The organism is Rhizobium sp. BK176 (assembly GCF_024808055.1).
Map to the genome: position 1 here is coordinate 594,843 of NZ_JANUBV010000002.1, position 14,204 is coordinate 609,046.

Below are 14,204 nucleotides of genomic sequence, written 5' to 3' on the forward strand. Positions count from 1 at the left end.
CTCCTGTTTTTTGGATGGCGAACATTCGCACTACAATTTGCACAAATCAATGAGCTGCGATAAGCAACCGTTGTGCACAAATTGAAGCCCGGCAAATCGAGCTGCGCTTCCTCAAGGCCTGCAAAGGACATGACCAGACTACCACGGCCGGCCCAAACTGGAGAGGAGATAGTGCTCGATGAGCGGGAAACTGGTTGTCAGAATAGCGGAGCTCGAGATCGACTCCGATCAGCTTGAATCCTATCGGGCTCTGCTGGCCGAGGAGATCGAGGCGTCCGTCGCATTGGAGCCCGGCGTTCTGTCGCTGAATGCGGTCTCCGTCAAGGACAGTCCCAACAGCATTCGTATTCTCGAGGTGTACGCGAGCCAGGCGGCGTATGAAGCACACCTGCAGACTCCGCATTTCCTCAAATACAAGAGCGCGACCGCGGGTATGGTGACGTCCCTGACGTTGCTCGACGTCGATCCAATCGCCATGCACGGCAAGCCATGAACTGGGACGACGTTCGCATCTTCCTCGCCGTTGCCCGCACAGGTCAGATCCTGGCCGCATCAAAGAGGCTGGGTCTAAACCACGCCACGCTCTCGCGGCGCCTTACTTCGCTGGAGGAGGCACTGAAGAGCCGCCTCTTCGTCCGCCGCACAAACGGCTGCGAACTGACGGCGGAAGGCGAGGTTTTCCTTGCCTCCGCAGAGCGAATGGAAACCGAAATGCTTTCCGTGCAGGCCAATCTCGGTCGCACGGATACGGCAATCGCGGGAACCGTGCGCGTGGGAGCACCGGATGGTTTCGGGGTTTCGTTTCTTGCGCCCCGCATCGGTCGGCTGATCGAGCGCCATCCGGAACTGAAGATCCAGCTTGTGCCGGTGCCGCGGTCGTTCTCACTCTCACAGCGCGAGGCCGATATCGCCATCACGCTGGAGCGGCCCGAGCAAGGCCGCCTGGTCTCGGCCAAACTGACCGACTACACGCTCGGACTTTATGCGTCGAGGAGCTACGCCGAACTCAATGGCCTGCCCGCCGATGCAGAGCAGTTGAAGCAGCATCGGCGTATCGGCTATGTCGAGGATCTGATCTTCTCGCAGTCGCTGAATTTCACCGGAGAGGTGATGCGCAACTGGAACGCCGGCTTCGAGATTTCATCGGCGACGGGGCAGACAGAAGCGGTGCTCTCAGGCGCCGGCATCGGCATCCTGCATGATTACATCGCGCGCCAGCACCCGGCACTCGTACGCATCCTGCCGGATATTTCGATCCGGCGGGCATATTGGACGACATTTCACGAGAGCGCGCGGGAACTCGTGCGGGTGCGCACGGTTTCCGATTTCCTGCAGGAACTCGTCGCTGCCGAGCGCCACATATTCCTGTGACACCGGCGCAGCGCATGATGGTCAGTCGCGCCTGTCAGGCTCGTCGCTGATCTGCTGCTTCTCTGCAGCGACCTCCGCTGCGCGCACTGGCATGCCATCGACAATCGTGAACAATTCGCCGCTCGTGATCGGCTCGCCGACCTTCAGTTTCACCGTCCCGTCCTTGCCGACAAGAAAGGCGACAAAATCTCCAACCGTCGGATTGCTGAGTTCGCTTGCGATCGCCGCAGCGTCGAGATTTTCACCTGCCCCGAAAAGCACTCTCACGCTACCGCCGACAATCTTGAGAAGGACGATGTCGCGTTCCTGCAAGGAATCCCGGTTGGCAAGGAGTTGATTTTCCTGGCGCGCGGCCCGTGCATTCTTCTTATCCGCGAAGATGACCAGGACGCGATTGCGCCATTGAAACTGCTCGAGACTTGTGAGGGCGGAATAGGCGCTGTTGTCCTCATCCACCTTGGTGGCACCATATAGAAGCGTTTTCGACATGCACATTATCTCCTCTCGACGGAACGTCGAAGGAGTATGGACGGTTCCATCCACCGCAACGGGGCTCAGCTGCGCCAGGATTTCCGCAATTGCCAGATGGCACCGAGCAGCACCAGCAACAAGGCTATGCTGCCGTAGGACAGGGAAACCTGCGCCAGCTGATCCAGCCTCTGCATGGATCCAGCTGCCGCGCCCGGCGCAGAACTTGAGCCAAGAGCATAGGCGCCGCGCAGGACGGCGACGAACGCGACGATCAGTCCGGCCATGTCGATGAAGCGCGCATGCGCCCTCATGCCATCGATGACAACGGTCGCAAGGCCGCAGAGAAATGCCACCGGTAACAGATAGGCAGCGCCGCCCAGGAGCGGAAAGTCACCGAGAACAACATCGTCGGATTCACCCAGGGAACTAACCTTCAGGATCGGCAGCAAGACCGCGAGAACGGAAAAGACGGCAAGCACGCCGCGCTTGATGATTTCGTTCAAGTCAATCCGCGTGGCGCCAATGCGTACCCGGCTCATTCTACCTCCCCGATACAGTAAACCACCGCAGCGCGGTGGCGCTCGGCTCGTTCGAGGGAGATTTGCTATGAAGTTGCTAACGCACCGCACAATCAGCGACGGTAAAACTACCCTTTGCGGGCAAAAGCGTTCAGCCGGTTCGGAGGGAAAAGTTAAAGAAGGATTAAGGGTCGTTTTAAGGTGCCTGAAGGCAGGCAAGGCCAGGCGGCAAATGCCGCCCGGCCCTGAGATTATGTTCACATCGGAACAAACGATGAGACCGGCACCTGCAGTGCAGAGGCGATCCGCTTGAGCTTGGCGGGATCAGCATCCTCACCGCTCTCGATTTCCTCAATCTCATTAACAACCAAACCGCAGGTTACTGCGAGGTCGTCGACGCTATAGCCGACCGCCTCACGAGCGGCACGTACAGCACCGGCTACATTCACGGCCGAAACGGCGGTAGCCTTGGATGCATCCAGATTGCTGAGCGAAATGGACATTTAAGTCTCCTTCTGAAATCACTCTGAATTAGCCCCCGGCGGGAAAATGGCACTCCCGATCACGATTTGCAATGCAGTATGGTTAATTCGTGATCGGCCAGAGCCCGCCAGCGGGAAGCCGAACCGGGTCCTAAAACCCCATTGTCCTTTGTAAGCAAAGCACATTTGCCTGACAGTCCCGCCCGCTTCATCCACGCTGCCATCGATGTAAAAAACGGCCGGCACGCGGCGATTTGTCACCTATTTTTAGGCATTCACATCGGCTTGAGGACGAATCATTGCGATCGAAATCGGGCAAATGAGACAAGAGCCAAGGCTCCTGGTTAGGCGCATCGGCAAAGACCGATGCGTGGCCGGACTTGCTTCGAAAAGGGGCAAGGCATTTTCCGAAGCAAGTCCAGGCCGAGCGGATAAAGGTAGGATCCAACGATACCGCTAGGTCAAGGGATCATGTAGCGGGTGGCCCGAAGATCACGCGCCTCAATGTGGCTGTCACGCAAACTTGGCGGACAAAGCGACGTCTTCCTCTGAAGCGTCCTCAGAGCTTCCGGTCGGGACGACGAACAGCAATGCGTGGGCAAACAAGATCGCCGAGCCCAGCAGGGCCGCGTAGGCGAGCAGGATTGTACCCATCGGCACTGCGAAGTTGAGTTGCGGCAGCGCGCCGAGCATCATCGGCACGTACCAGGAGACGGCCGAAATCGCACCAGAGACGATAAACACACTACGATGCGACGACGGCAGGCCTTCCATAATCGAACGACCGATCTGCTTCTTTACACGCGGAAGGATGACGGAGTGGATAAAGCCGCCGTTGACGGTCAGGATGAGCACGATGGTCATCTTGGCCCAGATCTTCTCATTGCCCAGCTTCGCCGGATCGAACGCACCATAATAAGTGAGAAAACCAAGTCCTGTGGCCCAGAGCAGGATCAGGCCCCAGTTAACGACTTTAGAGCCGAACTTGAAGACCTTCCAATGATCTTCGGTGATCTTGCCTCTGACCAAAAACCGCAACACAAGAAGATCGAGCACTGTTGCGGCGCCAAGCCCGAGTGCCAACCCAATGAAATGCACTATTCTCAATGCAGACTTGATTGATACTGCAGGATCTTGGCTGAGAGTCTGAATAAGGAGAGTAAATCCCATACTTATGCACCTTTCATTCTTTGGATCACAGCGTTGGAACGCAGGTAGGTCTGAGTGTCAGGACACGGGAAATCGCACCAGGCGCCGATATCGATCGGCATCTACAAGTGAGCGAATTAACGTTCCGACAGTCTGTGATCCCTCTTTGGTGCCCCGTTCCCCGGCAATGGATTTATTAGTAAAGAATGAACAAAGGGCGGCGAGAAGGTGGCTGAACCGCGTCCATATAGAGATATCGCAATGTATCTTTGCCTAATTCAAGGAAAGCCGCACGTATAAGATGAGAAATTCTTTGCACTCAATGCACAGGCCGGGCGCCTGATGTCACAGGAGCTTCATTCTATGGGAATAGACCCGACTAAGGGCCAGTCCCAAGAGGAGCCGAAAGATGACAATAGTTCAGGGTGAAGAACATCGTCACGATCGAGCGAGCCACCCACTGGAGGGACGCAGCGCAGGAAGATGGTTCCTCCCAGTCTTCTTGATTCTGCTCCTTGCAGGACTTGGTTATGTTGCCTACGCGCTTGGCCGGGAGCTAACCAGCGCCGTCGCCGTTTCCTGGATTCTGCTTGGGATCGCGCTGCTCATTGCGCTCGGCTTCGAGTTCGTAAACGGCTTCCATGACACGGCCAACGCCGTTGCGACCGTCATCTACACACGGTCGATGCCGGCGGAACTTGGGGGGCTCGGCACAATGGTCGGCTGGAAGCGCATCGTCGTCACGGTCGGCGAGAAAATCGGCAAGACGCACTTGACCTATGGCCAAGGTGCCGCTGCCGAAGTCGTGGCAATGGCAACGATCCGTGCAGCCGATCACCTGGGATTGCCGGTTTCCACGACACATGTACTATCGTCCGGTGTGGCCGGGACGATGGCCGCGAACGGCTCGGGGCTGCAATGGTCGACGGTCAGGAACATGCTGACGGCGTGGATTTTGACATTTCCTGCCTCGACCATGATCGCCTTTCTTTTGTTTGTCGTCTTGCGCCAATTGTTCTGACGCCGGCTCGGCAACCTTACTTCAAACCTTGCCACGAACGCATTGAGGGTGAACGTCCATGAACAACAAATCCGACACCGAACATTCAGATTGGCTTGAGGCCGAACTGGCCGACACCCTCGATGAGGATTATGAGCTGGAACTCTCGGAACCGGCACTCTCCGACGCAATCCGCAAGATCTATCGAAACGCCCATCCGGTCTCGATCCCGAGGCTCGACTATTTCCGCGCGCTGTTGTCGCTGCAGGCGGAGCTGATCAAGCTTCAGGATTGGGTGGTCTATAACAAAGAGAAGGTTGTCGTGATCTTCGAAGGTCGCGACTCCGCAGGAAAGGGCGGCGTGATCAAACGCATCACGCAGCGCCTCAATCCGCGTGTCGTCCGCACCGTCGCTTTGCCCGCCCCTTCCGACCGCGAGAAGACGCAGTGGTACTTCCAGCGCTACGTGCCGCATTTGCCAGCCGGCGGTGAAATCGTCCTCTTCGATCGCTCCTGGTACAATCGCTCTGGCGTTGAGCGCGTCATGGGATTTGCGACCGAGGACCAGGTCGATCAATTCTTCAACGACGTTCCGGAATTCGAGCGCATGCTCGTCCGTTCCGGCATCCGGCTCGTCAAGTACTGGTTCTCGATCACCGACGAAGAGCAGCAGATGCGCTTCCTCGTGCGCATTCACGATCCCCTGAAGCAGTGGAAGTTGTCGCCGATGGACCTGCAATCGCGCGTCCGCTGGGAGGCCTATACGAAGGCCAAGGAAGAGACTTTCGCGCGCACCAATATTCCCGAAGCGCCGTGGCATATCGTGGAAGGCAACGACAAGAAGCGTGCCCGACTGAACTGCATCGATCACCTGCTGCAGCAAATACCCTACGGCGATGTTCCACACGAGGAAATCACGCTGCCCGACCGCGTCTTCAATCCCGACTACGAGCGCAAGGTGCTGCCGCAGGAGCTCTACGTTCCCCCGAAGTATTGACCCGCCTTGTGTCTGACGGGCTACGCCCGCCAGACCGGGCCTCCGCGTGACGACGCATCCAGCCAAGTGCTCCGGCCGGTCGCAAGACGGTCGGCTCGCGTGCGGCCCTGCGGGTCTAGCGCAGTTAGAACCGCTGGGGCGCCGCCGGTCTGTTTCCGGTGATTGTGTCGATCCGGTCGAGCACGTCTGGCGTCAATTTGTCCCTATGCGAAAGGGCGGCAAGATTATCCTGCAACTGACTTGTGCGCGATGCGCCAAGAATGACGGTCGAGACGTTCTTGTTGGCCAGGCACCACAGCAGAGCCAGGTGCGTGATCGATATCCCGATCTCGTCTGCAAGCTTCGCCAACTCGCGGACCTTTGCGAGCTGGGCGCGGCCTGCATCGCTCGATAGCTTCTCCTTCAGCCACTCGTATCCGGGAAGGTTCATGCGGCTGTCAGCCGGCACACCGTCATTGTATTTGCCGGTGAGGACGCCCGACGCAAGCGGCGACCAGATCGTGGTTCCGAGACCCAGAAGATCGTAGAGTGGCCGATATTCGGCTTCCACCTTCTGGCGCTCGAATATGTTGTATTGGGGTTGCTCCATCGTTGGCGGCGTGATGCGAAGATCTCGCGCGACGGCATAGGCTTCGGTCAACTGCTGCGCCGACCATTCCGAGGTTCCCCAGTAGAGGATCTTCCCCTGCGCCACGAGATCGTGCATCGCCCGAACCGTCTCTTCGATCGGCGTATCGATATCCGGCCGGTGGCAGAAATAGAGGTCCAGGTACTCGACCTGCAGCCGTTTCAGCGCGGCGTGAGCGGCATCGGTCACGTGCTTGCGCGACAGCCCGCGTTGCGTCGGCTTCTCACCACCCCAGAAGACCTTGCTGGAGACGATGAAGCTATCGCGGCTCCAGCCGAGCGTCTTGAGCGCTTCGCCCATGACACGTTCGGATTTTCCACTCTCATAGCCTTCGGCATTGTCGAAGAAGTTCACACCGTTGTCATAGGCGAGCTTCATCAGGCTGACCGCATCGCCGCCCTCCACCTGCTTGCCAAAGGTGACCCAAGATCCGAAGGAGAATTCGCTGACTTTCAGGCCTGATTTGCCAAGACGACGATACTCCATCACGAATCTCCTACGAATGTTTATAAGAAACCAGCCGGGCGGCTGTTCGTAGCGAACCTAGCCTTATCGCGCTCGGGTGCAAGGCAAAAAGTGAGAGTGCGGAGTGAAGGACCTGCCGCGGAAAGGCGGGCGAGGCGACATCGCTCGTCGGAGCGACGTATAAGGATGGCTTCTTCACCACCCGCGTACTGCAACTAATTTTCTTGGGGGAGAATGGTACGGTTGGGGGGTCTCGAACCTCCGACCTCAGGTGCCACAAACCTGCGCTCTAACCAACTGAGCTACAACCGCACAAATCGCGTCCGACGCGACGGGGGTCACATACGAGGACTTGGAAATTAATTCAAGTCCTATCTCTCCCCAATATACAAAAAGGCCGGACAAATGGTCCAGCCTCTTCGTGTGTCGTCTCGAAAAATCAGGCCGCCTTGAAGGAGGCCATGACCTTTTCAGCAGCTTCCTTGGAAGGCTTGGCAAGCTTTTCGGCAACCTGCTTGGAGGTTTCCTGCATCGCCTTGGCCTGCTCGATCGTCAGCTCGACCTGCTTGCGCAGGAAGGTGGTCTGCAGTTCGACGAGTTCGGCGACTGACTTGACGGCAAGCAGAGCTTCCATGTGCGTCAGCGAGTTTTCGGCGTTCGTGCGCAGAGCGTCGATTGCCTTGTGGCCGATTTCAACAGCGCCGGCCTGGGCTGTCTGAACCGTTGCTTCGAGCGTCTTGCTCGCGTCCTCGCCAGCGGTCTTCATCTTCGCGTAGGCTTCGCGCGACTGCTGCGCGCCCTTTTCCGCGAAATCCCGGAAGGATTCAGTGAACTTGGAAGGATCAAACGACGACATTGAAAAAACGTCGTCCATCTTTATGGTCGCCATTGGTTTGTGCTCCTTTTGCCTCGGCATGGATATCGCCTCGTAGGTTAGATGTTCATTATATAGCGCAAGTATTTGTGCATTGCAACATCTTTGTGCGTCGCACAACACGTTAACCTTTTCGGCCGAAAGCCGAGGGCTGTTCTGGACCCCATTCCGGCCTATCGTTATTAATAGACTATTAATTTCAGAATGACCGAAGCTGAAGGTTCGATCATGCCCGCAGTCCAATATCCGTTCATCGACATCGCCGTGCATCCACGCGTGCGGGAACGTTTTTCGCGCGGCGAAGCGATGGTGCTGCTTTCGGCGGATCTCAGCCGTGCTCTCTGGGCAAACGGCGCTGGCGCTGAACTCTTCGGGCAATCGGCAGTCTACGACCTGCTGGACCAGGGCATCGACGGCGCCGACATCACCTTTCGCCAGTTGCAGGTGACAGCCCGGCAGCTTGTGAATGTGGGCGACAGCCGCAACTTCATGATCCGAATTGCCAGGGGCTTCCAGCGCGTTGCCGTTCAGGCAACGGTAGAACTAATCCGCCTTTCCTCGGGCGAGCGCGCCGTTCTCCTGTCGCTGCCGGTCGCGACTCGTGCACTGTCGATCAAGGCCTCCGCAGAACAGATGCTCAAAGGGCTCGACGACCCGGATACGCATATGGCTGTAATCGGCGCTGGCGGCGAAATCATCGCCGCCTCCCCCGGTTTCGCAGCGCTCAGTGTCACACAGCAGACCGCCAAGGCCATGACCACGATGGCCGGCGATCATGCCGATCGATTGGTGAAGCGGCCCGTCGCGACCGGCAAGGGCTACCTTCCGGCGGCCGTCGGACGACTCAGCGATGAGCCGGTGCTCAATCTGCTTTTTGCGGTGGAAACCGTCATCGGGCACCTCGACCCGATTGACACCCCGACGGCCCCTGAAGACGACTTATCCACAGCCGCCGTTAACCATAACGAGGCGCCAGAGACAGCAAACTTCGTCGATGCGATCGATGCAATTGCCGGCATCGAAGACCTGGAAGAGCCTCTCGACGAGAACCTCCATGAAAGCGATGTCGTGGAAGCGGTGAACTCGGACCCTGCTGCAATCGCCGAAGAAGCGATGGACGCCGAGCCGGCTCCTGAGGTGATGAGCCACGAGGACGGGCCGGTATCGGAAAACGCCGGTGAGTCGCCCGCGCCGGTCGAAGGACACTCTGTCCAAGCCTATGCGGACGTACCGGCAATGGAAACAATATCGGATGGAGCCGGGAACGAGCCGGGTTCTATCGCCTCGAGCGAGGAATCGACGGCGGCCGGAGAGATTCCGGCAGAAACGCCAGCTGTGGAAAGCCCGGGGACAACCGATCATGGTGTCGAAATCGCTGCAGAGAGAGAGCAGCCGGAACCTGAGCCGGCTGCCAAGGCTGATGCCTTCGTTTTCCACCCGAACAGCCGCGCCACCCGCTTCGTCTGGAAAATCGACGCGGCAGGGCGGTTCAGCGAGGTGTCAAATGAGTTTGCCGAAGCGGTGGGACCGCATGCGGCTGATATCATCGGCACGCCGTTCAGCGACATTGCGGCGCTCTTCAATCTCGATCCTGAAGGCAAGATCAGCGAAGCTCTGGCGCGCCGCGACACCTGGTCCGGCAAGACGATTCATTGGCCAATCGAGGGAACGAGCCTGGCCGTACCGGTCGATCTCGCAGCCCTGCCCACCTATACACGCAGCCGCGAATTCGACGGCTTTCGAGGATTTGGCGTCGTGCGCCTGTCCGATGCGGCCGAAGACCCTCTGGCGCTTGGACTGACGCTTGGTCCGAACGGCTTGATCGATGACGCCGCAATACCCGACCAGCCAGAGGCCTCCGAGGATGATGCGGCGCCGGCGCGCGCCGAAGAAGTGGCGGCCAGCGACGAGACAGAGGCAACGACGCCCCCATCCGAAGCGCCCGCCGCAGAGGAACCTGCTACCGCCGACTCTGACGATGAAGTGAGGACCGAGCTGTCAGTCAATCCGTCGCCAGCCGCCGAGCCGCCGGCCTTGCGGATTGTCGAAACCCCAAGCCGTCGCCTGACGGACAAGATCGTGCAACTGCATGGCGTCGGCCCGCGGCTAACCTCGGCCGAGCAGGCAAATTTCCGCGAGATCGCCAAACGGCTCGAAGCCTTCGGCGTCCGAGAGCCGGAAGTGCGCGACGAAGAGCCTACGGTGAGCGAGACTGAACGGCATGACGCGCCCGCAGCGGATACGCAGGCAATCACCGGGCATGTTGATGAAGCGGCCACAGACGCCTCGTTTGAAGATCAAGACATCACCAAGGCTGAGGCCGGTGAAGGCGAGACGGTCGATACCAGCGAGCCTGGTGAAGACGATGTGACCGAAGGGCTGGAAGAAACCGTCAGCCAAATGGATATGCTGGCAAGCTTCATTCCGCCGCGCGCCAAAATGATCGGGGGACTGTCCGCCGCGACCGTCGACCAGCTCCCCGTCGCCGTCCTCGTGCACGCCGGCGACGAATTGATCCACGCGAACCCGGAGTTCATGCGACTGACCGGCTACAACACGCTTGAGGAATTAAGCGAGGTGGGCGGCATCGATGCGCTGCTGCAGCGCTCGGAGCTCGAAGGCAGCGCCGGCAGCTCCGGCTCGATGATGCTGGTAACGGCCGACGATAGTCTCATTCCAGTCACGGCACGGCTGCAGTCCATTCGCTGGGAAGAAAGCAGCGCCTTGATGCTCGCCCTGATGCCGGCAGCAAGTGATGCGGTGGTTCCGACGCGACCTGTGCCGCCTGCGGAGCCCCGCTCCTTCGAAAGGATGCTGGAGAAGGTCGCCAAGCTGCAGGTGGAGGTCGAGGAGCTGCGGTCGATCCTCGAAACGGCAACAGACGGGGTCGTGGTGATCGGCGCGGAGGGTGACATCCGTTCGATGAATCGCTCCGCCAGCGCGCTTTTTAATTACGACGAGGACGAAACCCGCGGGAAGCCGTTCGTCATGCTGTTTGCGCATGAGAGCCAGAAGGCTGTACTCGACTACCTCGGCGGCCTGTCGGGCCATGGCGTCGCAAGCGTGCTCAACGATGGCCGCGAAGTGATCGGACGCGAGGCCGGCGGCGGTTTTGTGCCGCTCTTCATGACGATGGGACGGCTCACCTCCTCCAGCGGCTATTGCGCGGTCATTCGCGACATTACCCAATGGAAACGCACGGAAGACGAACTTCGAAACGCCAAGAGCGCTGCGGAGACCGCCAACGAACACAAGACGGATTTCTTGGCGCGTGTCAGCCACGAGATTCGCACACCGCTCAATGCAATCATCGGCTTTTCCGACATGATGGCAACCGAGCGCTTCGGTCCCATCGGGCATCCGCGCTATGTCGAATACGCCAATGACATCGGTCGTTCCGGCCGCCACGTCCTCGACATCGTCAACGACCTGCTGGACATCTCGAAGATCGAGGCCGGGGAAATGGAACTGGACTTCGGCGCCATCGACCTGAACAATGCGATTTCGGAGGCAGTTTCGTTGCTCCAACCGCAGGCAAACAGCCAACGCGTGATCATCCGCACCGCCCTCTCCCAGGCTGTGCCCGATGTCGTTGCGGATCTTCGCTCGATCAAGCAGATCGCGCTCAACGTCCTTTCCAACTCGATCCGGTTCACGCCGGCTGGGGGGCAGATCGTCGTATCAACCTCCTACGAGGCAAACGGCAGCGTCGTCTTGCGCGTGCGTGATACCGGTGTCGGCATGACGCGCAGCGAACTCGAGCAGGCCATGAAGCCATTCCGCCAGGTTTCCGCACAGTCGCGACACCGCGGTGACGGCACGGGGCTTGGCCTGCCGCTCACCAAGGCGATGGTAGATGCCAACCGCGCGATTTTCGCGATTAGCTCCGCACCCAACGAAGGAACATTGGTCGAGATCGCCTTCCCGTCGCAGCGGGTCCTCGCAGGCTGAACAAAAGAAGGCAGCCAAAAGGCTGCCTCAGAGTTTGGGTGCTGTTCAACAAGGGCTTAGTCAGTCCAACATCATGTTTTGGGAGCCAACCGCTCCGGCTGCATCGTTCATGCGCAGCCCCAAGTTGAATTCACTTCTGACCAACGTCTCTTAACAAAAGGTTGCCACGGTCCTCAATCTCTCAAAGGTGAAAGCTTGTAACCGGCTCGTTATTTCTCTCGGTCAGATACGCAATTCCTCGAGCCCCGCAAACAGCTCCAGTGCCTCTGGATTGGCGAGCGCCTCCTTGTTCTTGACCGGCCGGCCGTGGACGATTTCGCGCACGGCAAGCTCGACGATCTTGCCCGACTTGGTGCGGGGAATATCACTGACGGCAACGATCTTCGCAGGTACGTGGCGAGGCGAGGCGCCGGTGCGAATGCGGCTCTTGATCGCCTTCGTCAATTCCTCGGTAAGGGCTGCGCCGGGCGCCAGGCGAACGAAGAGAACGACTCGGACGTCGTCATCCCATTCCTGGCCGATGCAGAGCGCTTCTGCGACTTCGCCCATCTGCTCCACCTGGTTGTAGATCTCGGCCGTTCCGATGCGGACGCCGCCGGGGTTGAGCGTGGCGTCGGATCGTCCATGAATGACGATGCCGTTATGCTCTGTCCACTCGGCAAAGTCGCCGTGGCACCAGACGTTGTCGAAACGCTCGAAATAGGCTGCCTTGTACTTTGCGCCGTCCGGATCGTTCCAGAACATCACGGGCATCGAAGGGAAGGCCTTGGTGCAAACGAGTTCGCCCTTTTCCTGCCGAACCGGCTTGCCGTCGTCATCCCAGACATCCATCGCCAGACCAAGGCCGGGGCCTTGGATCTCGCCACGCCAGACCGACTGCAAAGGATTACCGAGGACGAAACAGGAGACAATGTCCGTCCCTCCGGAAATGGAAGCGAGTTGCACGTCTTCCTTGATACCTTCATAGACGAAGGTGAAGCCCTCGGGCGAAAGCGGTGATCCGGTCGACGTCATCAGCCGCAGGCTGGAAAGGTCGTGGCTTGTTCGTGGTGTCAGCCCGCTCTTGCGGACCGCGTCGATATACTTCGCCGACGTTCCAAAAACGGCGAACTTCTCGGTTGCGGCAAAGTCGAACAGCACATTCCCATCGGGCGCGAAAGGCGAGCCATCGAAGAGGCAGACAGTGGCCCCGACCGCCAGTCCGCTTACCAGCCAGTTCCACATCATCCAGCCGCACGTGGTGAAATAGAAGAGCTTTTCGCCGGGTTGAATGCCGCAATGCAGCCGGTGTTCCTTGAGATGTTGCAACAATGTGCCGCCGGCGGAGTGCACGATGCACTTCGGAACGCCGGTCGTTCCCGACGAGAAGAGAATATAGAGGGGATGGGAAAACGGCAGCCGCGTGAACTCGACCGGACGTGGTTCAAAGGACGCAATGAAGTCTTCCAGCGTCTTGCCACCCGGTGTCTCGTTGACAACAGAGGCTGCATCGCCGGCATAGTGGACGACGAGGCAGGGCACGCCAAGTTGCCTTGTCACGGCCGCGACCTTGGTCTTCACATCCTGCAGCTTGCCGCCGTACCAATAGGCGTCACAGGCGATAAAGAGCTTCGGCTCGATCTGACCAAACCGATCGAGCACGCCCTGCTCCCCGAAGTCTGGCGAACACGACGACCAGATCGCGCCGATCGAAGCGGCGGCCAGCATACAGGCCACCGTTTCCGGCATGTTCGGCATCATCGCCGCAATGCGATCCCCGGAGCCGACGCCCATCGCCTTGAACGCCTGCTGCAGCCTGGAAACTAAATCGCGCAGCCGATCCCAGCTCCAGCGGTCGGCGACCTTGTCCTCGCCGCGAAAAATCAGGGCATCGTCGGCGCCTTCTTGGCAAAGCAGATTCTCGGCAAAATTCAGGGTGGCATCAGCGAAGAAGCGCGCATCCAACATGACATCGCCATTGATAAGCGCCGGCATTCCGCGCTCGCCTTTGACACCGCAGAAGTCCCAGACGGATGTCCAGAACCGCTCCCGATCAGCGACAGAAAATGCGTGCAGTTCGCCATAGCCTGCCAGTGAGAGCCCAAAGTCGCGGTTGCACTTCTTCATGAAGGCATACATCGGACTTGCCTCGATCGATGCCTGAGATGGCACCCAAAGTGGCTTATCGTCGCGCATTCGACACTCCTTCTGTTCGCTCGCCTATATACAATGCAATATCAGCTTATAAAGGCAGTGACGAGCACGGCCAGCGGCATGTATTTGCAAGCAAACGGCATTTGATATATCCGGCATTTCAGA

11 protein-coding genes, 1 tRNA gene and 1 pseudogene are annotated in these 14,204 nt (G+C 58.9%); 5 read left to right on the plus strand and 8 right to left on the minus strand.

Features of this window, described 5'->3' with window-relative positions:
- Window positions 1-178 precede the first annotated feature (178 nt).
- Together FHT76_RS12190 and FHT76_RS12195 are read left to right on the plus strand one after the other, a co-directional pair.
- Window positions 179-493: a putative quinol monooxygenase gene (locus FHT76_RS12190; protein WP_183860136.1), complete on the plus strand. Its 315-nt coding sequence runs from the start codon at window positions 179-181 to the stop codon at window positions 491-493.
- Complete coding sequence (locus FHT76_RS12195) at window positions 490-1,371, plus strand: LysR family transcriptional regulator (protein WP_183752571.1); 882 nt, start codon at window positions 490-492, stop codon at window positions 1,369-1,371. Before FHT76_RS12190 ends, FHT76_RS12195 begins: the two co-directional genes overlap by 4 nt.
- A gap of 21 nt (window positions 1,372-1,392) precedes the next feature.
- Here the strand turns inward: FHT76_RS12195 and FHT76_RS12200 are convergent, their stop codons facing one another.
- The 4 genes from FHT76_RS12200 to FHT76_RS12215 form a co-directional block, all read right to left on the minus strand.
- On the minus strand, window positions 1,393-1,860 hold the full coding sequence (locus FHT76_RS12200) for a DUF4174 domain-containing protein (protein WP_259185606.1): 468 nt from the start codon (window positions 1,858-1,860) through the stop codon (window positions 1,393-1,395).
- 65 nt (window positions 1,861-1,925) lie between these two features.
- The gene (locus FHT76_RS12205; RefSeq protein WP_259185607.1) at window positions 1,926-2,381 is read right to left on the minus strand and encodes a hypothetical protein; all 456 of its coding nucleotides are present in this window, start codon (window positions 2,379-2,381) and stop codon (window positions 1,926-1,928) included.
- 236 nt (window positions 2,382-2,617) lie between these two features.
- The gene (locus tag FHT76_RS12210) at window positions 2,618-2,863 is read right to left on the minus strand and encodes a helix-turn-helix domain-containing protein (RefSeq protein ID WP_016552825.1); all 246 of its coding nucleotides are present in this window, start codon (window positions 2,861-2,863) and stop codon (window positions 2,618-2,620) included.
- Window positions 2,864-3,355: 492 nt separating this feature from the next.
- A complete protein-coding gene (locus FHT76_RS12215) occupies window positions 3,356-4,012 on the minus strand; it encodes a hypothetical protein (RefSeq protein ID WP_246712554.1) in 657 nt (218 codons plus the stop codon).
- Between the two features lie 682 nt (window positions 4,013-4,694).
- Between FHT76_RS12215 and FHT76_RS41400 the strand changes: the two are divergent.
- Window positions 4,695-5,012: pseudogene (locus tag FHT76_RS41400) on the plus strand (inorganic phosphate transporter); the annotation flags it as partial.
- Between the two features lie 58 nt (window positions 5,013-5,070).
- Window positions 5,071-5,988 carry a polyphosphate kinase 2 gene (gene ppk2, locus FHT76_RS12225; RefSeq protein WP_183752579.1) on the plus strand — a complete coding sequence of 306 codons (918 nt, stop codon included), beginning with the start codon at window positions 5,071-5,073 and terminating at the stop codon, window positions 5,986-5,988.
- Between the two features lie 124 nt (window positions 5,989-6,112).
- Here ppk2 and FHT76_RS12230 read toward each other — a convergent pair whose 3' ends face one another.
- From FHT76_RS12230 to FHT76_RS12240, 3 genes are all read right to left on the minus strand, one after another.
- Window positions 6,113-7,102 carry an aldo/keto reductase gene (locus tag FHT76_RS12230; RefSeq protein ID WP_183860143.1) on the minus strand — a complete coding sequence of 330 codons (990 nt, stop codon included), beginning with the start codon at window positions 7,100-7,102 and terminating at the stop codon, window positions 6,113-6,115.
- A gap of 214 nt (window positions 7,103-7,316) precedes the next feature.
- A tRNA-His gene (locus FHT76_RS12235) sits at window positions 7,317-7,393 on the minus strand.
- A 127-nt stretch (window positions 7,394-7,520) separates the two neighbouring features.
- Window positions 7,521-7,970, minus strand: coding sequence for a phasin (locus tag FHT76_RS12240; protein WP_259185609.1), 450 nt, complete (start codon window positions 7,968-7,970; stop codon window positions 7,521-7,523).
- A 213-nt stretch (window positions 7,971-8,183) separates the two neighbouring features.
- Between FHT76_RS12240 and FHT76_RS12245 the strand changes: the two genes are divergently transcribed.
- A complete protein-coding gene (locus FHT76_RS12245; protein WP_183860145.1) occupies window positions 8,184-11,906 on the plus strand; it encodes a PAS domain-containing sensor histidine kinase in 3,723 nt (1,240 codons plus the stop codon).
- Between the two features lie 222 nt (window positions 11,907-12,128).
- Here the strand turns inward: FHT76_RS12245 and FHT76_RS12250 are convergent, their stop codons facing one another.
- Complete coding sequence (locus tag FHT76_RS12250; protein ID WP_183860147.1) at window positions 12,129-14,081, minus strand: acetoacetate--CoA ligase; 1,953 nt, start codon at window positions 14,079-14,081, stop codon at window positions 12,129-12,131.
- Window positions 14,082-14,204: the final 123 nt, after the last annotated feature.

Bases quoted from the DNA above. Each gene is read 5' to 3' on its own strand.
- FHT76_RS12205 (WP_259185607.1), bottom strand. From the start codon at position 2,381: ATGAGCCGGGTACGCATTGGCGCCACGCGGATTGACTTGAACGAAATC.
- FHT76_RS12195 (WP_183752571.1), top strand. From the start codon at position 490: ATGAACTGGGACGACGTTCGCATCTTCCTCGCCGTTGCCCGCACAGGT.
- FHT76_RS12240 (WP_259185609.1), bottom strand. From the start codon at position 7,970: ATGGCGACCATAAAGATGGACGACGTTTTTTCAATGTCGTCGTTTGAT.
- FHT76_RS12215 (WP_246712554.1), bottom strand. From the start codon at position 4,012: ATGGGATTTACTCTCCTTATTCAGACTCTCAGCCAAGATCCTGCAGTA.
- FHT76_RS12245 (WP_183860145.1), top strand. From the start codon at position 8,184: ATGCCCGCAGTCCAATATCCGTTCATCGACATCGCCGTGCATCCACGC.
- FHT76_RS12230 (WP_183860143.1), bottom strand. From the start codon at position 7,102: ATGGAGTATCGTCGTCTTGGCAAATCAGGCCTGAAAGTCAGCGAATTC.
- FHT76_RS12190 (WP_183860136.1), top strand. From the start codon at position 179: ATGAGCGGGAAACTGGTTGTCAGAATAGCGGAGCTCGAGATCGACTCC.
- FHT76_RS12200 (WP_259185606.1), bottom strand. From the start codon at position 1,860: ATGTCGAAAACGCTTCTATATGGTGCCACCAAGGTGGATGAGGACAAC.
- FHT76_RS12210 (WP_016552825.1), bottom strand. From the start codon at position 2,863: ATGTCCATTTCGCTCAGCAATCTGGATGCATCCAAGGCTACCGCCGTT.
- ppk2 (WP_183752579.1), top strand. From the start codon at position 5,071: ATGAACAACAAATCCGACACCGAACATTCAGATTGGCTTGAGGCCGAA.
- FHT76_RS12250 (WP_183860147.1), bottom strand. From the start codon at position 14,081: ATGCGCGACGATAAGCCACTTTGGGTGCCATCTCAGGCATCGATCGAG.